The organism is Pedobacter albus, from assembly GCF_036324255.1.
In the GTDB taxonomy this organism is placed as follows: Bacteria; Bacteroidota; Bacteroidia; order Sphingobacteriales; family Sphingobacteriaceae; genus Pedobacter; species Pedobacter albus.
Genome location: NZ_JAZDQT010000001.1, coordinates 2,132,404 through 2,157,096, shown reverse-complemented (window position 1 = coordinate 2,157,096; position 24,693 = coordinate 2,132,404). Strand labels below are relative to the sequence as shown.

12 protein-coding genes are annotated in these 24,693 nt (G+C 45.3%); 5 read left to right on the top strand and 7 right to left on the bottom strand.

Features of this window, described 5'->3' with window-relative positions; all coding sequences use genetic code 11:
- The first annotated feature begins 114 nt into the window (after positions 1-114).
- Both VRU48_RS08940 and VRU48_RS08935 read left to right on the top strand, forming a co-directional pair.
- Positions 115-5,151, top strand: coding sequence for an MBG domain-containing protein (locus VRU48_RS08940; protein WP_330107579.1), 5,037 nt, complete (start codon positions 115-117; stop codon positions 5,149-5,151).
- A gap of 30 nt (positions 5,152-5,181) precedes the next feature.
- The gene (locus VRU48_RS08935; protein WP_330107578.1) at positions 5,182-6,051 is read left to right on the top strand and encodes a PorP/SprF family type IX secretion system membrane protein; all 870 of its coding nucleotides are present in this window, start codon (positions 5,182-5,184) and stop codon (positions 6,049-6,051) included.
- Positions 6,052-6,086: 35 nt separating this feature from the next.
- On the opposite strand, the gene VRU48_RS08930 is transcribed toward VRU48_RS08935, so the two are convergent.
- From VRU48_RS08930 to VRU48_RS08915, 4 genes are all read right to left on the bottom strand, one after another.
- Entirely contained in the window at positions 6,087-6,644 is a 558-nt protein-coding gene (locus VRU48_RS08930) for a GNAT family N-acetyltransferase (RefSeq protein ID WP_330107577.1), read from the bottom strand.
- Between the two features lie 142 nt (positions 6,645-6,786).
- A complete protein-coding gene (locus VRU48_RS08925; protein WP_330107576.1) occupies positions 6,787-8,124 on the bottom strand; it encodes an MFS transporter in 1,338 nt (445 codons plus the stop codon).
- The gene (locus tag VRU48_RS08920) at positions 8,125-9,285 is read right to left on the bottom strand and encodes a trans-sulfuration enzyme family protein (RefSeq protein ID WP_330107575.1); all 1,161 of its coding nucleotides are present in this window, start codon (positions 9,283-9,285) and stop codon (positions 8,125-8,127) included.
- Between the two features lie 3 nt (positions 9,286-9,288).
- A complete protein-coding gene (locus VRU48_RS08915; protein WP_330107574.1) occupies positions 9,289-10,638 on the bottom strand; it encodes an APC family permease in 1,350 nt (449 codons plus the stop codon).
- Between the two features lie 463 nt (positions 10,639-11,101).
- Here VRU48_RS08915 and VRU48_RS08910 point away from each other — a divergent pair, with 463 nt between their 5' ends.
- Together VRU48_RS08910 and VRU48_RS08905 are read left to right on the top strand one after the other, a co-directional pair.
- A complete protein-coding gene (locus VRU48_RS08910) occupies positions 11,102-12,985 on the top strand; it encodes a DNA topoisomerase IV subunit B (RefSeq protein WP_330107573.1) in 1,884 nt (627 codons plus the stop codon).
- A gap of 144 nt (positions 12,986-13,129) precedes the next feature.
- On the top strand, positions 13,130-15,280 hold the full coding sequence (locus tag VRU48_RS08905) for an ATP-binding protein (protein ID WP_330107572.1): 2,151 nt from the start codon (positions 13,130-13,132) through the stop codon (positions 15,278-15,280).
- Between the two features lie 328 nt (positions 15,281-15,608).
- Here VRU48_RS08905 and VRU48_RS08900 read toward each other — a convergent pair whose 3' ends face one another.
- The 3 genes from VRU48_RS08900 to VRU48_RS08890 are packed head-to-tail and all read right to left on the bottom strand — an operon-like array spanning position 15,609 to position 23,866.
- Positions 15,609-16,592, bottom strand: coding sequence for a YihY/virulence factor BrkB family protein (locus tag VRU48_RS08900; RefSeq protein WP_330107571.1), 984 nt, complete (start codon positions 16,590-16,592; stop codon positions 15,609-15,611).
- 4 nt (positions 16,593-16,596) lie between these two features.
- The gene (gene tamL / locus VRU48_RS08895) at positions 16,597-18,891 is read right to left on the bottom strand and encodes a translocation and assembly module lipoprotein TamL (RefSeq protein WP_330107570.1); all 2,295 of its coding nucleotides are present in this window, start codon (positions 18,889-18,891) and stop codon (positions 16,597-16,599) included.
- The gene (locus VRU48_RS08890; RefSeq protein WP_330107569.1) at positions 18,875-23,866 is read right to left on the bottom strand and encodes a translocation/assembly module TamB domain-containing protein; all 4,992 of its coding nucleotides are present in this window, start codon (positions 23,864-23,866) and stop codon (positions 18,875-18,877) included. Before VRU48_RS08890 ends, tamL begins: the two co-directional genes overlap by 17 nt.
- Positions 23,867-24,031: 165 nt before the next feature.
- On the opposite strand from VRU48_RS08890, the gene VRU48_RS08885 reads away from it, so the two are divergent.
- On the top strand, positions 24,032-24,523 hold the full coding sequence (locus tag VRU48_RS08885) for a cytidine deaminase (RefSeq protein WP_330107568.1): 492 nt from the start codon (positions 24,032-24,034) through the stop codon (positions 24,521-24,523).
- Positions 24,524-24,693: the final 170 nt, after the last annotated feature.

The following is a 24,693-nucleotide window of genomic DNA, read 5'->3' as shown; positions in this document are numbered from 1 at the left end:
CATGCTAAAACCCAAGGGCAAACCAAGTATTCCGGTTATCATTATTCTTTTGGCTATAGGCCTCATGGTGTTGATCTGGCTGTATTTCTCTTATCGTATAACAAAAATCTAAATATGAAAAAAGCGCTTCAACTTGTTTTGCTCTCCCTGTTTTTCCAGCTAAGTGCTGCCGCACAAAATGTCAAGATTACCCAAAATGGTTTAAATCCGTCCATAGCCACACAGTGGGAAAACGTTGCAACGGAACTAGGTTATAATGTGAGTACAGTTCCGAGAAGCATTTTAGATGACAATTCTTTTTTTAGCACCACCGATATATTGATTATCAGCGGGGGGACCGATTCTTATACTGTTGCGCAGCTCAATGTGGTAAAAGATTTTTTGGCATCGGGCAAGAGCGTTTATTTGCAGGGCGAATACCTGACCACTTACAGCAACAACCAGTTCTTTAGCCAAATCATTGCCTCCTATGGCGATAGTTTTACCTGGACTGGCACGGTTGACGGGCAACTGGGGGGTGCTAACATGACTATTGTTGGTTCCCTAAGCTATTTAAACAACAGTATTACTTCGTTGCCTTATTTCTGGTACGGCGCTACAGGTGTTTCAACCTCAACCCGCCTGATCCCCTTCGTTTACAACGGCACGCAACCATTGGGTTGGATGTATAATCCGGTTAATGCTAGCTATGGTAGGCTGATGCTCATCACCGATCAGGACTGGATTGGTAATGTTGGCCTATATCCCGCTGTCGCCAACCTGATGAAGAACATCCTGTACCACCTAAAAAACAAAACCGAAGGCGATATGAACTACACGCCACCTGTAGTACCTACCAATGGAATTGTGTACGTAAAAAAAGGCGGTACGGGCTGGGGCAAAAGCTGGACTGGCTCGTTGCCTGAACTGGCCGATGCCCTAAGAGCAGCTAAGCGCAACACCAATATTAAAGAAATTTGGGTGGCAGGTGGCACCTACAAGCCACTATATAGTCCGGAAGATGGCGCCAACTTTGGTACGAACAAAGGCAGCGACAATGCTTTCTTGATGGCAAAAGACGTAAAGATATATGGTGGTTTTGCAGGTGCCGAAACACAATTAGGCCAACGCGACTGGCGGCTTAATCCAACGGTTTTAAGTGGCGAAATACAAGATGATGCCAACATGACCAATAATGTTTACCATGTGGTTATAGCGGCTGGTGATGTTGGCAGCGCCACGCTCGATGGATTTACGGTTACCCAAGGAGCTGCCTACAATGGCACGGCAAATCTTACCGTTAATGGCGCTTCTCTAGAGAAGAGATTTGCTGGAGGCATCTATAATAGCAATTCGTCGCCACTTATAAAAAACTGTATAATTACCAATAATTCGGGTTATTTCGCCTCAGGTTTTGGTAGTAAGGATGGCAGTCCTGTATTGGTAAATACACTGATCAGCAAGAACAAAAATATTTATAACTCCTATAGCAATGCCTTTTCCATAAGCTCTGGTTCTCCGAAACTAATTAATGTTAGTATTGTAGGCAATGAAGGTACTTTTCCCATTCTTTCGAGCGGCGCTGGCGAATTATACAATTCTATTGTTTGGGGAAATACAGTGTTTGGCAGTGCACCGAGCTTATCTAATATGACTATCAAGAACAGCTTTGTACAAAAAGAAGCAATCGGGGGTACAGGTCTTGGAGCCGATCCTCAGTTTGTTGATGCCGCCACTGGCAATTTTAGTCTGCAGGCTAGTAGCCCGGCCATTGGCGCAGGCGATAATAGCTTGTACACGGGCAACCTCAATACCGATAAAGACCTTTTGGGCAACCCGCGCTTAACCGGTACACAGATAGACCTTGGTGCCTATGAGTCATTGGTGCAAAACCAAACCATTACGACAAGCAATATCGCCAAAACCTATGGTGATGTGGCTTTTGAACCTGGTGCAACCGCTAGCTCGGGCCTAACCGTGACCTATGTGTCGGCAGACAACAGCATAGCCGAAGCTTTTCAGGATGCCGCCGATGCCAACAAGTGGAAACTGAAAATTAAAAAGGCAGGTACGGTAAACATTACGGCTAGCCAAGCAGGAAATGGTGCTTTTAGCCCTGCCCCTGATGCCATATTCAGCTTAACCATTAATCAAAAACCGGTTACGGTTAGCCTCAAGTCCAGTGCTGTCTTTACCAAAGTATACGATGCCGGTACGGCTGGAATCATGCAGGCTACAGACCTGATGCTGGCCAATGGCGATGTGGTCAACGGCGATGATGTACAGTTGAGCCTAAGTTCGGCCACCGCCCAATACGATACCAAAGATGTAGGAACTGCAAAAACAATCACCTTGCCCATAGCCAGTGTAGTATTAGCCGGTGCACAGGCAGGAAATTATAAAGTAGCAAATATTAGCGATCTCTCAAACGCCACTGCTGCCATTACGCCAAAACCATTGACCATTACCGCCAACAATTTCAGTAAGGTGTACGATGGTTTTGGCTATAGCGGTGGCAACGGCGTAAGCTATAGTGCTTTTGCGCTTGGCGAAGATCCAACAGTGCTATCCGGAACCTTGGCTTATGGCGGAACATCGCAGGGAGCAATCAATACAGGCAATTATGTCATTGTGCCAAGCGGATTAAGCTCGCCTAACTATACCATCAGCTATGCAAACGGGCAGCTTACCATTTCGCTCAATAACGTAAACGTGTTAACTTTTAATGCCCAAACTACGGGCAGTACCTTGGCTAAGACCTATGGCGATGCCGATATCAATGCCTCGGCCATTGCCAGTTCGGGCCTAACGGCAACCTATCAGAGCAGCAATCCAGCGGTGGCCACGGTCAATGCATCCGGACAGGTAAGCCTGCTGCAAACAGGTACGGCCACCATCACCGTAAACCAGGCTGGCGATGCCAATTATGGCGCGGCAAGTCCCATTGCCTTTCAGGTGCAGGTGGCTAAAAAACTGCTGACCGTTACGGCAAACGATTTTAGCAAAACCTACGATGGTGTTGCCTACACTGGCGGAAACGGCGTAAGCTACAATGGCTTTGCCAATGGCGAAACCTCATCGGTTTTAGGTGGTACTTTAGTTTATGGTGGCACCTCGCAAGGAGCGCTCAATACCGGAAATTACTCGATTACGCCGAGTGGATTAACCTCCACAAATTACGATTTCGATTATAAAAACGGTACGTTGAGCATTATCCAATCGGGCGCCAATGTCATTACATTCAATAGCCAGGTAGCGGGTGCTACGCAACAATTAACCTATGGCAACGCGGCTATCGATGCCTCGGCCATTGCTTCTTCCGGATTATCGGTAAGTTATGCCAGCAATAACCCAGCGGTAGCTTCGGTAAATGCCTCTGGACAGGTGCAGATTTTGGCAGCTGGAACGGCCATCATTACAGCCAGTCAGCCCGGCGATGGGAATCATACGCCGGCAACTCCGGTAAGTTTTACCATCAATGTGCAGCAAAAAGCCTTAACCATAACCGCTAACAACTTTAATAAGGTGTACGATGGTCAGGTTTATGCCACCGGCAATGGCGTTGCTTACAATGGCTTTGTGAATGGAGAGAATGAGCAGAGCCTGCAGGGAAGCTTAAGCTATACCGGAACGGCTATCGGCGCCAAAAACGTGGGCAGTTATTTCATTACGCCTGGCGGATATACTTCTGGCAATTATGCCATCACTTACCAAGATGGCAGCCTCACCATTACCAAAGCAACCCTAAGCCTTACCGCCGATGCGAAAACCAAGGTTTATGGCACAGCTGATCCGGCATTGACCTATACCAGTTCAGGTTTGATCAATGGCGATGCGTTTACAGGTGCATTAGCTAGGGCTACTGGCGAAAACGTAGGTGCTTACATTATCAATCAGGGTACGCTTACTGCTGGAAATAACTATACCATCAGCTATGTTCAGGCCAACCTAACCATCAGCAACAAAACACTCAGTATTGTTGCTCAAGCTAAAACCAAGATTTATGGCGATGCCGATCCGGCCTTAACCTACATCAGTTCGGGCTTGGTAGGTACCGATGTTATTACAGGTTCGTTAACCAGAGCTACAGGCGAAAATATAGGCACTTATGCCATCAGTCAGGGTACGCTTACCGCTGGAAATAATTATACCATCAGCTATGTTCCAGCCAATTTAACCATCAACAATAAAACGCTCAGTATTGTTGCCCAGGCCAAAACCAAGGTTTACGGCGATGCCGATCCGGCTTTAACCTACACCAGTTCGGGCTTGGTAGGTGCCGATGTTATTACAGGTTCGTTAACCAGAGCTACAGGCGAAAATGTAGGCGCTTATGGCATCAGTCAGGGTACGCTTACTGCCGGAAATAACTATACCGTCAGCTATGTTCCGACCAATCTAAGCATCACAAAAGCCCCGCTTTTAATTACGGCTAATAACAGCGTAATGTGCCAAAACAGCAATTTGCCTAACTTTAGTGTGGTTTATTCGGGCTTTAAAAATGGCGATACCGAAAATAGCCTCAGCACCAAACCAACCGTAGGTACAACAGCCAATAGTAACTCGTCGGCCGGTGTTTACGTGCTTAGCCCTGCGGGGGCAGTTTCCGTCAATTACAACATCAGCTATGCTACAGGCAGTTTAACCATTAATGCTTTGCCAATAGTGGCCATCAACAGCAATAAAGGCTTAAGCATCAGCAAAGGCGAAACCTTGAGCTTAACGGCAACTGGTGGTGGCAGTTATAGCTGGACAATGGCCAATGGCATTATTTCAGGTCAACAAGCTGCCGTGCTCAACATCAGGCCAAGCCAAACCACAACCTATACCGTAACAGTTACCAATGCCAGCGGTTGTAGCCAAACAGCGAGTATAACCATCGAAGTGCGCGACGATTTTCAAGCCGTACAGGCCACCAATATCCTTACGCCAAATGGCGATGGGGTAAACGACCTTTGGGTAGTTGCCAATATAGATGCCTATCCCAATAATACGGTACAGGTATTTGACCGTGCCGGTCGAATATTGTTTACCAAAAAAGGCTATAACAACACTTGGGACGGAACCGTAAACGGACAGCCCCTTGCCGAAGGCACCTATTATTACATTATCGATTTCGGAACCGATAAGCTTAAACAAAAAGGCTTCATTACCTTGATTAGGCAACAATAAACCAGTGGAGATACACTAACTGTTCATGATATGAAAAAGAAACTTTCGATTTTATTTGGGCTTATGGTTTTAGTAGGCGTTTCAACTACCCTAAAAGCTCAATTAAATCCTTTTCAAGCCCAGTATTTTGCCAATCGGTATTTGGGCAATCCTGCCATGGCGGGTGCCGAAAGCGGCTTGGCTCTCAGCCTCAACCATCGCTCTCAGTTTAGCGACATTCCCGGAGCACCGGTATCGCAAAACCTGACGGCAGCCTATGGCCACAATAGGGTAGGACTCGGCTTAAACGTAACCTTAGATAAGGCAGGCTTGCAGCGTTTTGTGCGTGCCTTGGCCAGTTATGCTTACCACTTGCCTTTAAACGAAAATTCGACCTTGCATTTTGGACTTTCGGCAGGTGTGATGAACCAGCGTTTATCAACCGATGATATCAATGGGAATCCAAACGACAACCTGATCGGTCTTTACAACCAGCGCCAAACCCACTTTGATGGCGATTTTGGTGTGGCCTTAACTACCGAGCGCATCAGCATCGAAGCCGCTTTGCCCAACTTGCGGAACCTGCTGTGGAACGATAACGGCAATGTGGCCGATTTGCCTACCTTTTATTCGACCTTGAGCTATAAAATACCTATCCAGGATGCCGAACTCGAGCCCAAAGTAGCTTTTAGGGGTATTAAAGGCTTCGATAACATTTGGGATGCCGGAGCTCAATTGAGTTTTGCCAAAAAACAGCTCATGTTGAATGGCATTTACCACAGCAGCGGCAGTACAAGTTTTGGCCTGGCCATGGATTACCAGAAAAAGTACCTCATTGGCTTTTCGCATACCTTGCAAACCACATCTCTGTCTAATTACACCAATGGCGATTTTGAAATTAACCTGAGGGTGAGGCTATAGCTGTAAACTGGGAACCGAATACTGTGAACTGAAAACTACTTACTGAAATCCCAAAGCACAATGTTCCAAAGCTCTTTGTCGTCTTGGTAGGTGCTGATTACCTCAAAGCCCATTCGTTGGTGTATTTTTAGCGATAAAAGGTTCCGTGTCGAGATTTCGGTTACGCACAATTGGTAATCTTTGCCCACCAAATCTTTCGTGGCATGGTATAGTTTGCTCAATAAGCCATTGCCTCTGAAATTCTGGTCTACACAAACCTGTCCGCCTACAATGTAGGGGTAGCTGGTTAATGCCTTGTCTTTGTAAGTACAGCGCTCAAAGGCATCAAACATCGGGATGATGCTAGGTATAATCGATTTCATGCTGGCCGTCATGGCTAAATTATAGCCCACCACTTGGTCGTTGGCCAAGGCAACCACCTGAGGCAGTTCGGCCGCCAAGGTTTTGAGTAGTTCTAGGTTGTGTTCGGCAAATACAAAGCCTTGTTGCTGTTGTTCGGCCATGCTAAGCGAAGTATAAATGTTTTTTTGCTGCAATGCCAATATGCCTTCAAAATGTTGAGTAGTAGTAGCGGCTTTAAATTGTATGTTCATGGTTTGTTTGTTGATTACACTTGCGAAGTTTTAAAAACTTCGCAAGTGTTTTTTTTAAACTTCGCAAGTGTTTTTTGCAAAATAAACGCAAAATTAGCACATTTTAATATGGATCAACTGCAAACTGCCAATGCCAACTGCCTCAGGCTTTCTCTTTAAAACGGGTAAAGAACAGCAGGGCCAATACGCAGAGTGCAAAACCCACCACGCCACTCAGGCGCAAACCATAATCATGTCCGGGGTCTTTGCCGTAAATGGTGAGCATGGCAAAAATGGTAATGCCCAGGGTCTGTCCCAGTTTTACAAACAGGTATTTAATGGCAAAATACATGCCTTCGTGGTTCTCGCCAGTTTCTTGGGCTTCTTTTTGGGCAATATCGGCCAATATGGCGTTGGGCAAAATACCTAGTGCCGCTAAAGGGAAAGAAGCGAAAACAACTAAGATGTACATCTGGTTGGCTGGCTGGAAAGGCAGTTTTCCCAAAAAGAAAATAGTCACGAAAATGAGACTTAAAATGCCAAAGGCAATCAATACCAGTGCCTTTTTGCCAAACCTTTTCGAGCCGTAATTGATGAATGGGTAAAAAATCAGCGAAAGCACTACCATAAGGCCCATAAACATGCCTCCGTCAGAATCGGGAAGACCCAACAGCACGGTTACAAAATACAGCAGTCCGCTCGACATGAGGCTCAAAGCTGTGTAATACACAAAATCGGAAATGAGGTAATATTTGAAATTCGAATTCCTGAAGGTGTTTTTAAGGGCTGGCCACAGGGGCGTGTGCGTAGGTTTGCTGGCCACATATTCCCTTTCTTTGATCAAGAGGATGGGCAATACCATCACCAAACCAGAAAAGGCGCTCAGTCCCCAAATTGTATATTGCAAGGCCTCAAAACGTTCGGTTACATGAAAAACGGTTTGGATGAGGTCGGCGAAATTATTACATAGCGCGCCAATGATCATGCCCAGCACAAAACCCACCTGCTGAAGGGAAGAAAGTTTTACTTTTTCTTCAGGCGTATGCGTCAATTCGGCCAGCAAGGCATTATACGGAATAATATAAGTAGTAACCGAAACAAAGAAACCGGCCAACACAAAAACCAGCCACCAGACATTGGTCAGGCTTTCGCCTTTTACCAAGGGGTGAAAAACCAGTCCGCAAAATATAATGGCCGGCAAAATAGCCCATTTCATAACTGGAAAGCGCCTGCCTTTGGGGTTTTTGCTCGCATCGCTTACCGAAGCAATAAAAGGATCGTAAGCGGCATCCAACAAACGTCCGGAGGCGGTAATGAGCGAAAGAATATTGAATGCCCCAAAAACCAGCAGCTGCGGTACCAAAGGCACCAGCCCCGAATGGTTAGGGGGCAGGTAAAAGTACAGCATCATCACGATAATGAGGTTGGTCATGATGCTCCAGCCCATCATCCCGGCGGCATAAGCCAGTTGCTTTTTAAAAGACAGTTGTTTTAAAGGCATTTACAGGAGGGCTAATGCTTGTTCTAAATCTTTGATCAAATAACTGGCATCCTCTAATCCGATATACAGCCTGATGAGGATGTGGCGTTTGTTGTTTTGGTCGAAATCGTTTTTGTTGATGCCCGCACAGGCCGGAAAAACCAGGCTTTCGTAACCGCCCCATGATACGGCCATTAAAAAATGCTGCAGGCTGTTGCAAAACTTTTCTATGCTTTCTAGCGAAGCCTCTTTGAGTACGATGCTAAATAAACCGCCACATTTCTTCATTTGTTTTTTGGCGAGGGCCAGGTCTTTGTTGGCCTTGCTAAAAGGATAAAGCACTTGGGCCACTTTGGGGTGCTGTTCCAAATAGTAGATTACCTGTTCGGCTGTGGCGCTGGTTTTCTCGAGCCTAATGGGCAAGGTGCGCAAACCACGCAGCAAAAGCCAGGCGTTTTGTGGAGCCAGGCATGCCCCGATATTCATGTATTCGTTGTTGAAAATCTGTTCGAGTAAAGCTTTACTTCCTGTAAGTACGCCCGCTACCACATCGCTGTGTCCGCCTAGGTATTTGGTGGCCGACTGTGCAACCAAATCGATGCCGTGGGCAATGGGTTGCTGGTAAATTGGCGAACAGTAGCTGTTGTCTATCATCGTTAAAATGCCATGCGCCTTGGCCAGTTGGGCAATCGCCGTTAAGTCTTGTACGTCAAAACTAAAGGTGTTGGGCGATTCGAGATAAATGAGCCTGGTTCTGGTCGTGATTGCATCCTTGAATTGGTTTATGTCTGTTCCGTCAACAAAAGTGCAACTAATGCCAAATTTAGGCAGCAAATCCTTAAAAAGCTTAATGGTCCAGCTGTATGGATTTTCTACGCAAATCACCTCATCGCCATGTTGCAGCAAAGCCATTACCGGAATGCTGACCGCGGCTATGCCACTGGCAAAAACCAAGGCATCTTCGGCACCATCTAAAGCAGCCAGTTTTTTCCTTAAAATATCAATGGTGGGGTTAAGGCCACGCGAGTACAGGTTGCCCTGGTATTCGTTGGCCAAGGCATTTCTGAAATCGGCTACGGTGTTGAAGCAAAAATTGCTGGTTTGTACAATAGGAGGGGCTACGGCATTGAAATAATTGGCCCTTTCTTCTCCCAACTCATTTAAAATATAGGATAGGTCCATAGGTTAGGCTATTGTTTTTTTACGGTTTAGGTATCGGTTGATAAAATAAATGAGCACAAAGCCACTGAAAATGTAAAGCCCATTCAGGGCCGCATTCGGATCGTCGCTGTAAATGCTAACGGCCACAAACAAATAGGCCGCGATAAAGATGATGGGCAAAACAGGGTAAAGCTTCATGGTATAGATGGTGCTTTTGTCGAGATGTGCCGTGGTTTTGCGCAGGTAGAAAATGGTGGCGGCCGAAAACGCCATGCCAATGCTGTCTAAAAAGATGGTATAGTTGAGTATTTTATCAAAAGTTTTGGCGTAGAAAATGGTAAAGATCGAGATGATGGTAAAAACCGTCAGGCTCACAATCATCACATCGTGTTTCTTGGTTTTTTTGGCAAACATACTTGGCAATGCCCGCTCTTCGCCCATGGCATACATGGCCCTGGGGTTGCTCAGCAGGTTTACGTTAACATAGCCCAGCACCGAAAAATAAATCAGTACCGAGAGCAGCACAAAGCCCGCGGGACCAAAAATCTGACCGGCCAATATGGCGGCAATGCTCTCGGCACTTTTCAGCTGCTCAAAGCCGATTACTTTTACATAAGCGTAGTTAATGGCCAGGTAAAGCGTAATGATGATGCCCAAACCCACGATGATGGAACGCGGAATAACCGTTTTGGCCTCTTTGGCTTCGCCCCCAAAATTGATGGTTTGCTGATAGCCTCCAAAGCTGAACGATACGGCAATTAGGCAAAGCCCTAAGGCCTTACCATAATCGGCCCAACCGGCAGTGGCGCCTGTGGCGGTTTTAAACACCGATGGCACACTTGCACCATGGTTGCCAAAAAATACAGCCGCAATTAAAGTCAAAACCATCACGATTTTAATCATGGTCAATATGTTCTGCGTTTTAGAACTGGTTTTGAGCCCCAAAAGATTAATGGCGTAAAAAATAATGATGCTGATGGCGGCAATGAGGATGCGGTACTCTTGGGTTTGCATTTCGGTACTGAGGATTACCTTGCTGATGTATTCGGCACCAATGAGCGAAACGCCCGCTACCGAAGCCGCATTAGAAACCACGATGATGCAGTTGATGGCAAAGGCAATGGAAGGATGGTAGCACACCGAAAAAATCTTGTAATAGCCACCCGTAACCGGATAACGCGAACCGATTTCGGCATAGGTCAGTGCCCCGCAAAGTGCCACAAAACCACCTACGGCCCAGGCCCCAAAGAACAGTTCCGGAATTTGCGCCTTGTTGGCCACGTTTACAGGGGTACGAAAAATACCCATCCCGATAACGAGGCTTACCACGATCATCGAAAGGTCAAAGAGAGACAGCTGCTTTTTAGGTTGCATGCATTAAGGTTTGATGTTTGGAAGATAGGGATTTTAACGTGGAGTACAAAGCCGAATGGTTTCTTGGGTGTGAAAGCTTAAAGGTGATTGCGCGTTAGTCAGCAATTTTCAGTTGGCGGTTTTCAGTTGACAGTTGACTATCCAACAATAACAGCAATTTAACAATACAAAGACTAAAGCAGAGAGACCAAAGCTTAAAGCCAATTACAAGTTATGCAACAATTTGGCCGTATAGCAAGCCAATAATTTAACAATAAACCAATCAGCTAATGAACTAATGAGCCAATGAACTAGTGAACCAATGAACTTCCACAATGTGCAATTGTTGAAATCTAATGATTAAAAGCCCATCAGATTTGATTAAATTTGTAGGAATGGAGAATCTAGGATGCCTATCAGGTATTCCATTACGGCATATCTCCATTTCGCACGACTGCAAAGACGCACAAAACTGATAAAAATTATGGCAGAACCAATCTATAACGACGATAGTATACGTTCACTCGACTGGAAAGAGCACATCCGCTTGCGCCCAGGCATGTACATTGGCAAGCTGGGCGACGGTTCGGCACAAGACGACGGGATTTACGTATTGCTCAAAGAAATTGTAGACAACTCTATCGACGAGTTTGTAATGGGTTCTGGCAAAACCATCGAAATTACGCTGTCAGACCACAAGGTAAACGTGCGCGATTATGGCCGGGGTATTCCGTTGGGCAAAGTAATCGACTGTGTATCAAAAATCAACACTGGTGGCAAGTATGACAGCAATGCCTTCCAAAAATCGGTAGGTTTGAACGGGGTGGGTACCAAGGCGGTAAATGCCTTGTCGACCGCCTTTACCGTGCAGTCGTACCGCGATGGCAAAACCAAAAAGGTAGAGTTTTCTAAAGGAGAAATCGTTATCGATAACCCTATCATCGAAACCACGCAACGCAACGGTACGGCGATTACCTTTTACCCCGACGAAACCATTTTCAGGAACTACCACTATATTCCCGATTTTGTAGAAAGCATGATCTGGAATTATGTTTTTCTGAATACAGGACTGACCATTAACTTCAACAACCAAAAATATTTTTCGGAGCGCGGACTTTACGACCTGCTCTCGAAAGAAAACAAGCCCGAAGAAATCCGCTATCCGATTATCCACCTCAAAGGCCACGATATCGAAATTGCCATGACCCACGGTCAGCAGTACGGCGAAGATTACCACTCGTTTGTAAATGGGCAACATACTACCCAGGGTGGTACGCACCAGGCCGCTTTTAGGGAAGCTGTGGTTAAAACCATCCGCGAGTTTTACAAAAAAGAGTTTGATGCTTCCGATGTGAGGGCCTCTATTATCGCTGCCATTGCCATCAGGGTACAGGAGCCGGTTTTCGAATCGCAGACCAAAACCAAATTGGGTTCGCAAAATATTGGGCCTGACGGTCCGTCGGTACGTACTTTCATCAACGATTTCGTGAAGAAGGAGCTTGATGATTACCTGCACAAACACGCCGATGTAGCCGATGCCCTGCAAAAAAGGATTTTGCAATCGGAGCGCGAGCGTAAGGATATTGCCGGCATTAAAAAACTGGCCAACGACCGCGCCAAGAAAGCTTCTTTGCACAATAAAAAACTGAGGGATTGCAAAATCCATTTCAACAGCACGCACGACAGGCGATACGAAACCACGCTTTTCATTACCGAGGGCGATTCGGCTTCGGGTTCGATTACCAAATCGAGAGATGTAGAATGCCAGGCCGTATTCAGCTTAAAAGGCAAGCCATTGAACTGTTACGAGCTCACCAAAAAAGTAGTGTACGAGAATGAGGAATTTAACCTGTTGCAGCATGCGCTGAATATTGAAGATGGTTTGGAAGGCCTGCACTACAACAATATCGTTATTGCTACCGATGCTGATGTGGATGGCATGCACATCCGTTTGCTGATGATGACTTTCTTTCTGCAGTTTTTTCCCGATTTGGTCAAAGCTGGACATGTTTACATTTTGCAAACGCCGCTGTTCAGGGTGCGCAACAAAAAGGAAACCATTTATTGCTACAGCGACGAAGAACGCAAAGACGCCATTGCCAAATTGGGCGCCAGACCAGAAATTACCCGATTTAAAGGTTTGGGCGAGATTTCTCCCGACGAGTTCGGCCTCTTTATCGGCAAAGACATCAGGCTGGACCCTGTAATCCTAAAAGAGCAGACCATTAAAAGCTTGCTGGAATATTACATGGGCAAAAATACGCCAGAAAGGCAGCAACATATCATCAAAAACCTAAGGATAGAAAAAGACGAAATTAAGGAAGCGGAAAATAAAGAAACGGCACCCGAAGATTTGGAAGTGGCTTAGTTGGTTAGGGAGCCGAGTTTAGAAAGATTCTAAATTTTTTAAATTTTAACTATTGGGCAACGCTTTTTTAGCGTATACTTGTATGTCCCTATTTGTTATTGAAAAATCCCTGCATTGGGTTTAAGATTATAATAACGAGCTCCTATGTCTCTTACATCCGCTAAAAACCGTTCAACACGCTATAGCCTTGTTGTATTTCTCATATTGACGCTGTTCTTGTGCGCCATATTTTTCTATATCCGAAACAGTAAGACCGACGATTTGAGGTATTATACCAATCAGCTTACGGCCTTAAACGAGGATTATACGCAAATCGATTCTGCCATTGTAATGCTGTACAAGGCCGATAACAACTGCAGGCTCTATACCGCAACCGGCGAAAAAAAATACATCAAAGCTTATTGGGAATCCATCAATTTTGTTTCGACTACTTTAGAAAACATCCGCAATATTGATGAGGAGAAGGAAAGAACCGCTCCAAAAAGCCTCAAGGGATTGGTTGAGCAGAAAAAGGCAAGAACCGATCTCTATTTAAGGTTAAGGGTACTGGCCGATAGCCTGATCAAGGTTTCGTTGGGCATAGATTCGACCCGCAACCAATTTCAGCCTGCCACTGGCAAGCAGATGACGTACGGCAAGCTGAAAACCATGGTTTCTGTTGATACCATCCACACGGCACAGCAAAAAGGTCCGGAGAAAAATCTTTTTGGCCGTTTAGCCGATGCCTTTTCGAGGAAAAAAGACAAAGACAAAGCCGCCGATACCAGCAAAAAACTGGTGCGTACCGAAATAAAGCTCGATACTTCGTCAAAGAGCAAGGATTTTAACAAGCTACAATGGCAAAAGATGAACGATTATTTTCGTAACCTTTATGCCACCAATCGTACGCTCAACAAGCATGAAGCCGAAATACTCGAACTCAATAACCAAATCATAACCGAACTGGTTACGTTGTTGCGCGACTACAAAAGCTACGAGCGAAAATTCGTAGCGATGAACCGCACAGAAATCAAAGGCAATATCGAAACCACAGTGAAAAGTATCGACAAAATGTTTGTACTCAGCATTGTATTGCTATTGGTATTGGTGTTGGCCATTTTGTATAACCTTTGGAAAATCTATAAAAACGAGAGCGAGCTGATCAACTACAGCCAAAAGGCTTCTCAATATGCCATTTCTAAAAGCCGGTTTTTGGCCAACATGAGCCACGAGATCAGAACGCCGCTCAATTCGGTTATCGGGTTTTCGGAGCAGTTGAGCCAGGGTCAGCTCGATCCGCAACAGAGCGAACAGGTAAGCGCCATCAGAAGTTCGTCGGTTATGCTGTTAGACGTGGTAAATGATATCCTCGATTTTTCTAAGTACGAAACTGGAAAGGTAAATTTCGACAAGATTGCCTTTGTGCCGCTCGATGCCATTAACGAAGTGGTAAACAGCATCAGCATTCAGGCCACCAACAAGAACCTAAAGCTGAATAAAGAACTGTCGTTTAAGAAGAATGTCTGCTTTATGGGCGATTCGCTTCGCCTGAAACAGGTGATTATGAATTTGTTGAGCAATGCCATCAAGTTTACCGATCAGGGCGCTGTAACCATCAAGGCCGAAATTATTACCAATACCAAAAAACAGGCTGTATTGCAGGTTCAGGTGATCGATACCGGAATTGGCATTGCGCCTCAGGATCTGGATATGATATTTGATGAGTTTGCACAGGTTTATTACTCGTCGAGCAAGCTCAAACAAAAAGGTACCGGTTTAGGTTTGGCCATCTGCAAAAAGATAGTAGAATTCCAAGGCGGACGAATAGGCGTAAAAAGCGAGGTAGGCAAAGGCTCTACTTTTAGTTTTGAAATTCCGTACGAAATATGCAAGGAAAACAGCGAAGAAGTGAAAAGCTTTGTGGTTGGCCAAGGCGTGGGCCATTTGGAAGGCAAACGTATTTTGCTGGCCGATGATAATAAAATGAATATTTTGCTGGCGCAAACCGTGCTCAAAAAATACAAGCTGCATACCGATGTAGCCTACGATGGCAAGGAAGCCTACGAACTGTTCGAGAAAAACCCGTACGACCTGATTTTAACAGATATCCAGATGCCAGAAATGGGTGGGGTAGAGCTAACGCGCCGGATCAGGACCTACGCGAATTCCGCGAAACGCAACATCATTATTTTGGGCGTTACAGCCAACGTATTGCAGGAAGATCGCCAAAAATATATCGAATCGGGTATCAACGATTTGGTGCTCAAGCCATTTTCGGAAAAAGAGCTTATCGATAAGATAGCTTCTTATTTTTAAAAGGGGTACTGAGAATTGTTAAATTGTTACCATTGTTAAATTGTTGCTATTGTTGAGTATCACTGCTAACTGAGAATTGTGAAATGGCCGAATTGGTGTAGAATAATCAGTTGCCAACTGAAAATCGTCAACTGAAAATTGTTTAATTGCCAAATTGTTGACTATAATGCACAACCAGCTTTAGTCTTTAGTCTTTCCGCTTTAGTCTTTATAAGGATTGTTCAATTGCTGAATTGCTGACCACCCCGCCCTTTGGGCACCCCTCCATGGGAGGGGAATTGCTATTGATTGGATAATCAACCGTTAACTGAAAACTGCCAACCTAAAACTAAGGCGTATTCACTGTATCTTCCGGATGTTGCGGAGGCAATACATCAACCTTTTTCTCTACTACTACGGTTTTAAGGTGCACTGCATATTTAGTAGGAGCAATGCCAAGGTCGTATTTCTCGGCGTAAACCTGCGTAAATTCGGCGCCAAAGTACAGGATAATAGAAGTATAGTAAATCCACAGCAAGATAATGATGATGGAGCCTGCCGAACCAAATACCAGTCCAGGATTGGATTTTTGAAGGTAAAGCCCAATCATGTATTTGCCCAAGCCGAAAAGCAATGCCGTAAAGGCAGCGCCCACCAAGGCCGATTTCCAACGCAGAATCACATCGGGCAGTACTTTGAATATCACGGCAAATACGCCCGTTACTACTGCAAAGGTAAGTACGTTGTTCAGCACCAGGATAATCACGGCCGTTGTGCTTGTAATTTCGGGGATAAACTGCGAAAGCTTGTTGCCTAGGCTCAATACCAAACTATTTACCACGAGTGATACCAAGAGCAAAAAGCCCAACGATACAATCAGTGAAAAAGAGAGCAGGCGGTTGGTCACCAATTTTTTCCAGCCTTTTTTAGGTACGGCCTTTACCTTCCAGATGAGGTTAATGCTGTCTTGGATCTCGGTAAATACGGCAGTGGCACCTATCACCAGCACCACAATACCGATGACGAGGGCAAAAGAACTCTTGCCCGATAAGCTCGCATTGGCTACAAAACCCTGTATCTGTACGGCGGCATCGTGGCCTACCAGTTTGTTGATCTGCGAAAAAAGCCGGTTTTCAATGGCATCCTGACTATAAATCAAGCTCGCAGAAGAAATAATGATAATGATGAGGGGCGAAAGGGAAAATATGGTATAATAAGCCAGTGCGGCGCTCAATTTGGTTACCCGATCCTCTACAAAGCCTTTTCCGGCTGCAATAAACAGGTGACCGGCATCTACAAAAAAGTTCTTGATCTTGCTTGCTAATTTCGTCATGCTATTAAAACGGATATCCGATGCCGATGTTTAAAATTAGATTTTGTTTTCTCCAGGTCTTGCTGCCAAAATCTACCTGATTCAGCACCCAGCGCTGTCCGCTTGGCAGGTAAGGTTTTCGGATCGGGAAGGCGCCATCGAGCCTGATCACAAAAATAGAAGCGTCAACCCTGAGGCCCAATCCGGTACCTACGGCCATTTCGCTCAAAATGTTTTTAGCCTTAAAGGCAGAACCAGGCCTGTTTGGATCTTCTTTTCTCAGCCAGATGTTTCCGGCATCGATAAAAGCGGCGCCGTAAAGCACGCTAATCAGTTTAAACCGTAATTCGGTATTGAACATGATCTTGATATCGCCACCCTGATCGGCAAAGCCAACCGTATCAGGCACTTTGAAAGTGCCCGGACCCAATGTACGAGCCGGAAAGGCCCTGATGTCGTTGCTGCCTCCGGCAAAAAACTGGCGGATAAAAGGAAGCGAAGTGCTGTTGCCATAAGCATAACCGTAGCCTACGTTTAGCCTGTTGGCCCAGGTCATGTTACGGGTTACTTTATAATAATCCCTCAAATCGGCCTCCAGACGTACAAACTGCGAAATAGGTACATTGAAAAGCGCCCGCTCGCCTGCCGTATTCTTTTGTACAAACAGGCCCCAAACGTTGCCGCCAGTTTCAATACTGCCGTTAAAGTACGTGTTGTTGCGCCTTTGGCTTTCCATTTGATTGGTGTAGCTGAAGTTGTAGTTGCTGCCAATGATAAATTGCCTGTCGAGCGAGGTACGCAAAAGCGGATTGGCATTAAATAAACTGTCTTTTACCCGGGTTGAAGGAAAGCCCGGCCTGATGTAGCTGACCGAAATAGGATTGAAAGTATGTTCTTTGTAAAGGTTTTCCTTAAAATTATAGCCAAACTCGCCCTTGAAAGCATGCAGGCTATACAAAGAGCCCCTGCTCAGCAATTGGTAAGATCCGGTAACAATGGTTTTGGGAATAAAAGCCGTGGTACTGGTAAAGTTGAAGAAAGGAATGATGAACCGCGGCCAGGTCAGCTTGGCATCGGCAGTAAACGAATAGGAGTTTTTGCCCTGCGCCGTACCTTTTACCTGTGTTTCGAAGCCACCGCTCAGGCTAATGTCTAATTGCTCGGCACCCCTAAACAAATTACGGGTAGTTTGGGTGAGCTTAATTTCAGAGCCTACAAAGTTGTTCGATTTGCTGGTGCCGGTTACCGAAAACGAGAGCGAGTTCTTTTTTAACGGTGTGAGGTAGATATTCAGGTCAAGCTGATTGTTCTTAAAGCTGTCTACAGGCAAAAACTCGGCCCTCACATCCTGAAAAGACCCAATATTGACCATCCTGTTTAGCGATTGGTTATGGTCTTTGCGGTTATAGTATTCGTCTTTCTTAAAAAACACCAAGCGATCAAACACGCCCGGCTTAAAGGTATTGCGGTCGTCGTAAATGTTAAAATCCTTATAAACAAAAGGCTTTAAATGCCTCAATGCCGAATCGCGCCTTAGACTGTAGCTCGGGTAAATGTTGATGTTTTTAATGGAATAAGGTTTAAGCCCAGCATCGGGGGCCGATTTCTTGACGCTGACATTTACGGTTACCAAATTCTTGCCAATGGTGCTGTCTACCCGCATAATCAGGTAATCGGGATTGAAATAGAAATAACCGTTTTCCTTTAAATCGTTGTCTATCCTGATGCGTTCGTTTTTGTAGGTGTCGAGGTCGTAAAAATTGCCAACTTTTAAGAGCGTATTGCCTTTGTATTGGTTAATGATTTTGGTCAATACGCCTGTATCGGGTGGAAAGGTAACCTCGCTAATTTTATAGCGTTTGCCCGGAACAGCAGTATAAATGGCTTTCCCTTTTTTGTTTTTCACCACGGTTTCGCCGCTTACATCAGCCTGTAGGTAGCCCTGGCTAATCAGGTAGCTTTTCAGTACGCTGTTGTTGTACTTGAGGTTTACCTGGCTGAGCAATACGGGCGGTTCGCCAACTTTGGTGCGTAGCCAATGGCGTATGCCTTTAGGCTTGGTAGGTTCGCCAGCTAAATTGTAGATATAGAGCTTCGGCCTGAGCCCCAAAAAGGTTTTGTTGGGATTGGGCCGGGTTTTGTCTTCCAAACTCTGTTTTACCGCTTTTTGGTCGTCTATGCGTTTGGCACTGTCGGTTTTGATGTTAACTTCGGCACCTACATAAAGGCTTTCTCCAGGTTTGAGGTATTTCAGGTTGCTGCAGCTACCTAAAACAAAACAAAGTCCTATCAAAACAAAGGATTTAATTAACTTTTTCATTTTTCGGTTTCTGTTCAACATTGGTTCTGTTTCTTTTGTTTCGTTTCTGGAAAATCTCCCTAAACTTATTGTAATCGATAACCAAGGTAAAGCCGAGGCCGGTTTCGATGATCTGGCCTTGTACAATCACATCGTTTTGGTTACGTCGGTAGGCGCGTAAGCGGTACCTGCCATCGGCCGATAGGGCATATTCAATATTAACGTTGCCTGCAATGTTGTTGGCATCGCGACCTGGGGTTTTGGCGCCTTCGAGGGCAAAAGAGCTACCCACGGTTACGGTTAGCCTGTCGTTCAGTAGTTTTTTAGAAAGGCCCACTTCCAAATCGGTTCGTTGTTCCATGGCGCCGCTGCTGTAGTCTTCAGAAGAGTTGAGACCCAGGTTAATGTCAACGCCTTTAATTAGGTCTGATGCCAGGTTGTTCAGCTGTTCGGTTAAGAGTTTGCTCACGCTTTGGCGGGCAATTGATGAAGCGCTGCTGCCACCGGCCAAGCTTTGGAACGGATTGTTGGCGAAGAACCTGCCAAAGCCCAGCAAAGCAAAAACCTGTTTGTTCAGCTCGTTTTCGTCGCGGTTTACATTTTGCAACTTGGTGTAAACATCGCCGTCTAAAGCACCCCTTTCGTTTTCGGGCAAATCAATCTTGAACGAAATCGATGGTTTCAACAATTCGTTTTTCATGTACAAATAAACCTGGAAAGGCAATTTGTTTTTGGCTTCCGCCTTTTCCGAACCATTTAAAAGGTCAATAGGGGCAGCGTTCACTTCGTAAAGCGCCGTAAGGTCTACATTGGCAGCGGTAGGTTCGCCGGTCCAGATCATGGTGCTGCCTTTAACCAGCTTAAATTCTTTTTTGCTCAATGGCCCAATCGATAGGTTGTAAGAGCCATCGACCACTTCGTACCTGCCCGTCATGCTGATTTTGCCACTTTGATCGATGGTAACGTTCAGATTCGCGTCGCCTTTTACGCGCAAGGCATCGCCATTGCTGGGGTCAACCACCACGGTAAGGTCGGCTTCCGGATCGGTAGTTATCCTGGCCGTGAGGTTCATGCCCTGGATATCCGATTTGGTTACGCTATCAACCGTCAATGCTTTCTTTCCGTTAAACGGCGGGGCATCGGCATCTATAAATTCTACAATTCCTTCCTGTTCTATCACCGAAGGATCATCTGGAGGCAAGGCATAGAAAAACTGCGTGCCTTTGTCGACATTGATGTTCATGTTCACATCAGGGCGCCTCATCGTTCCTCGCAGCTTGATGTTGCTGGTTAAGAATACCGTTCCATAAATCATGTCGTTATCGGCAACTGTAGAGTTAAGTGCCCTGAAATTGTTGGTTCTGATATCGAGGCCAAATCCCACATTGCTCAGATTCGTGGTATAAATCATCCCGTTTACGGTTGCTTTTTTGCCCAACGAATCGACCAAAGTAAAGTTGTTGAATTTAATGCCATCGTTGTTAAACGTAAGCTCCTGGTTAGGGATGGTAAAAAACGAATTGATATAAGCCACGTTAAATCCGGCATCGTTGAACTTCAAAGCGCCCAATATTTTCGGACTGGTTAAGGTGCCTTTGGCCGTAAGCTGGCCACTTACCGTGCCTCTGCCATACCTGATTTGTCCCATGCTTAAGCTTTGGATGGCTTTGAGGTCTATTTTGTCAATGTTGAGCGTAAGGTCGAGCGCACTTTCTGGTGCCGTGTAATAGAAACCGCTTGCCCTCAATTCGTGAACACCTTTTAAACGTACGTCAACTTCGAAGGCATTGGTGGTATTGTTGTTTACCAAAACGCTCAGGTCGCCCAATTGGTCTTTTTGGTAACGCAGCTTGCTGATGTTAACGTTGGCTTCGAATTTGGGGTTGTTGGCCAAGTCTTTAACGTCTACCTGGCCATTAATGATACCGCCCACCAAAGTCGTGTCCGTTTCGGCAAATTTGGTGAGGGTTTCTATCTGGAAATTCTTAAACTCGACCTTTATTGGCGAATTTGGCGTTTGGCTGATGCTGTTGATACCCAGCAGCTGTTCGTTTTTGCTGATGTTAAACTGATTGGCCAAAATACCCGACTGGCCAAACTGGATATAGTTTTCTGGCGCAATGGTCCATTTTTCATAATCGAGCATCAATTTGGCCGGATCGATGTTGAACCTGAAATCCTTGTCCATCGACCTGAAAATTCCACCGATTACATATTTGTCTTTGCGTTGCCTGTCGCGCAGGAAAACATTTAAGCCAAGCTGGTTATTGGCCGCAGTTCCAGAAATTTCGGTGTTGAACAAGGCAATCGACGAGCTTTGTATGCTGTTGATCAATAGTTTGTAGTTGAGCTGCTGACCGCTGTTGCTTACGGTGAGACGTGTGGTGTCTACCCTGAAATCGCCATAAACCACCTGTGGAAAAGAGGCGTTGAGCAACAAGCTGTCTTTTTGCGTATCGATTAAGCCGTTAAGCGTTGATGGAGCGAAAGTGGTGAGTTCGGGCACAAAATCCTGTAGAAATTTAGGATTGTAAAAATGCACATCGAACCTGATGCGTTGGTCGGGAACTGGCGTAACCTGGCCAAACTGGTAATATTTGTTAACCTGGTTGATGATGGCATTGCCCACTTTGCTCAACTGGTACTTGCCGTCTACCTTGGCGCTCAGCAATTCCGATTTCAGCGTAAGCCTATTGGCATCGGCTGTAGAAACGGCATGGAGCTGGATGGTATCTACATTGAACCTTTGGCCATCCTTAACCATTTGCAGGCCGGTAACGAAAATATCGCCATTCAGGTAATCTACATCGGCCGTAGTTACGTTTGCTTTTACATTGCCGGCCAATTTAAGTTCTGAACCCATAAAGTTGAGTTTTTGCAGGTCGAGCTGCTTCAGGTCCAAATTGGTTTTTACCGCAGGATATTTGCCGGTCATATCAACTTGCGCATCGAGGTCAAAATTGGCATTGCTATCGGGCATGCTGCCTTTGATGGCAATGTGCTGGTTGGCATAATTGCCGCTAATGTTCAAATCGCGGTAATTGTATTTGTTGTAGTAGGCACTCAGTACCTTGGCGTTAAATTTGGCATTGATTTTCTTAGGGTCCAATCCGGTGCCGCTTACATCGGCTTTAACCGTAATGCGCCCCAAGGTCGGTTCCTGTTTCAACAGGCGGCCTACGTTAAAGTTGTTCAGGCTTACATCGGCTTTGTAGCTTTCCTTGCCTTTTGGTCCCTTCATGCTGGCCGTTAACAATGCCGATCCCATGTCGGTTTGTACGTTGAGCTTGGTGTTGAAATCGCTCATCGAGCCGGTAAAATTGCCTTTGGCATCAATTACGTTGGGCAGTTCCAAATTGCTGGGTAAGGTGTTTTTGGGCACAGCCACCAGCACGTCGGCTTTGGTCAGGTGCAGTTTTTTGATGTTCAGGTCGAGCCAGGTCTTATTAATGTCGGGCAATCCCTTAGCCTTGCCACTGATGTCGATCTGCGTATTTTTTAAGCCGCTCACCTGTAGTTGCGGAATATTGAGGTTGTTCAGGTAGCCATTGATTTTGGCATTTACCTTTATTTTTTCGTTGCGGTAATTGGCCGGAATGGCATCGCTAAAAAAGCCCGCATCCTTTAAACCGATGGTCGTGTTTTTGAACAATAGGCTCAGTTTTACCTTTTCGGGATGCTTGGTCAGGTCGTCTAGGGAAGTATAATCGAGCGAAGTAACGTTTTCGATGTGGGTATTCGGCGTAGCCAGGGTAAAATTGTTCAGCCTGATTTGCCTGTCGTTATACACGGCATCGCCTTTTAAGGTGTTCAAGATGAAGCCGCTCTTGTCTTTCAGCGAGCCGTTAACCACATTGGCCTTGATGCCTGCCGCGCTGTAGCTCACATTGTTTGCGCCCAAATTGAGGCCGGTAATGTTCAAATGGTTAAAATCGATGCCTTTGCCGGCGGGCTTGGCGCCTAAATTATCGAATTGGAAACTGTTTTGCTGCAGGTCGATTTTTTTGATGAGCAATGCCAATGGCGATGGTTGGGTAGGCGTATCTACCTTTGCGGTTTTGGCTGTGCTGGCCGGAGCGGGCTTAAAGGCAAACAAAATGTTGGATTGGCTCAGCTTGGCTTCGTCGATTTCGTATTTGCTGTTGGTCAGGTCTACCTTTAAATTCACAAGGCCCAAATTATTGATGTCCGCCACCGCTTTCATAGTTGATAGCCGGTCGTCGTAATTGACCTTTACCTTGCTGAAGGTAAAATCCTGCACCTCGATATAAGGCAGTTTGCCTTGTTCCTTTTCGGCGCTGTCAACGCTTTTGGCAATATGTTGCACCAGTTGGGTCAGTGGTTTTTGCTGTAAATAATTGAGCGAGGTGTTTTTGAGGCTCAATTGCTTGATCACGTAGCGTTGGTTGTTCAGGTCGAAATCCTTGATTTTGGTCTTGAATTCGCCCAGGTGCAACTTCACATCGTTGCCAGCTACGTCGTCGTGGTAGGTAATACCGATGTCTTGAAACAGCACCTTGTCAACCGAAAACTTGAGCGTAGAAGTGGTGTCTTTATTTACTTTCTCTTCCGGCTTTTGCTGTTCCGACATAAAGGCATCCACCAAAAAAGAAAAGTTGAAGCTGGTATCGGGATTGATGCGCTTTACATTGGCGCGTATGTTTTTGAGCTCGATGTTGTTGATTTCGATGGTGTTTTTGAGCAGCTTGAACAGGCTGATGTCAACACTGAGTTTCTCGGCGTATAAAAGCGTATCTTTCTTTTGGTCTTCGATGTAGAATTTGTTGATTACCACGTCTTTGGGCAGGGAAATTTTAATGCTTTCGAGCCTGACTTCGGTTTTGGTTTTCTTTTTGAGGTAGGTAATGGCCTGGTCTTTTACAAAATTCTGTACCGCCGGAATGTTAAGCGAAATGGCCAATAGGATGATGAGCGCCAATAAGCTGACGATAATCCATAGGATAATTTTTAAACCTTTACGTAAATACTTCTTCAAGCGCTGTAATTTGTGATGATCGACCTCGAACCCTTAGCCAAAACCGTGCCGTCTGTCTCCCCAAAAGAACAAACAAATTTTTAAAATGTTCGCTAAAAGCGTCAAAAAATGCTATTTAAATATAAGCATTTTAGGTTTTTCGCAAATAATCTGTATGTTTAGTTTATGAACACACTTAGTTTTAGCATTAGCTATCAGACTTTCGACAGCCTGGACGAGCTTAATGCAAGCGACCAAACCTTATGCAAAAAATCGGAAGAAGCCTTGTCTACTTCCTATTCACCATATTCTAAATTTAAAGTGGGCACGGCTATTTTATTGGCCGACGGCCAGGTTGTTTTGGGCAGCAACCAAGAAAACGTGGCTTATCCATCAGGTCTTTGTGCCGAACGGGTAGCCCTTTTTGCCATTGGCGCCAATAATCCCAATGCAGTTATCAAAACCATGGCGATTACCGCCTTTACCAATAATTTTAAGATCGAAAATCCCGTTACTTCCTGTGGCTCTTGTTTACAAGTGATGGCCGAATGCGAAAAACGCCAAAATTCGCCGATCGAGGTATTGTTTTATTGCATCGGCGGTCAAATCATCAAAGTAAAAAGCGTGAAAAGCTTGTTGCCTTTCGGTTTTGTAGAAGACAGGCTAGGGGCGGGGTAATTGATTGGTTCATTGGTATCATTAGTTCATTTGTCATTGGCTGATTGGTTTAATTGTTGAATTGCTATCATTGTTAAATGGTTGAATTGTTGATTAACGCGCAACCTGCTTTAGTCTTTGGTCTTTCGGCTTTAGTCTTTGTATTGTTAAATTGTTGTTATTGTTGAATA

Bases quoted from the DNA above. Each gene is read 5' to 3' on its own strand.
- VRU48_RS08920 (WP_330107575.1), bottom strand. From the start codon at position 9,285: ATGGACCTATCCTATATTTTAAATGAGTTGGGAGAAGAAAGGGCCAAT.
- VRU48_RS08915 (WP_330107574.1), bottom strand. From the start codon at position 10,638: ATGCAACCTAAAAAGCAGCTGTCTCTCTTTGACCTTTCGATGATCGTG.
- VRU48_RS08910 (WP_330107573.1), top strand. From the start codon at position 11,102: ATGGCAGAACCAATCTATAACGACGATAGTATACGTTCACTCGACTGG.
- VRU48_RS08925 (WP_330107576.1), bottom strand. From the start codon at position 8,124: ATGCCTTTAAAACAACTGTCTTTTAAAAAGCAACTGGCTTATGCCGCC.
- VRU48_RS08935 (WP_330107578.1), top strand. From the start codon at position 5,182: ATGAAAAAGAAACTTTCGATTTTATTTGGGCTTATGGTTTTAGTAGGC.
- tamL (WP_330107570.1), bottom strand. From the start codon at position 18,891: ATGAAAAAGTTAATTAAATCCTTTGTTTTGATAGGACTTTGTTTTGTT.
- VRU48_RS08930 (WP_330107577.1), bottom strand. From the start codon at position 6,644: ATGAACATACAATTTAAAGCCGCTACTACTACTCAACATTTTGAAGGC.
- VRU48_RS08905 (WP_330107572.1), top strand. From the start codon at position 13,130: ATGTCTCTTACATCCGCTAAAAACCGTTCAACACGCTATAGCCTTGTT.
- VRU48_RS08900 (WP_330107571.1), bottom strand. From the start codon at position 16,592: ATGACGAAATTAGCAAGCAAGATCAAGAACTTTTTTGTAGATGCCGGT.
- VRU48_RS08940 (WP_330107579.1), top strand. From the start codon at position 115: ATGAAAAAAGCGCTTCAACTTGTTTTGCTCTCCCTGTTTTTCCAGCTA.
- VRU48_RS08885 (WP_330107568.1), top strand. From the start codon at position 24,032: ATGAACACACTTAGTTTTAGCATTAGCTATCAGACTTTCGACAGCCTG.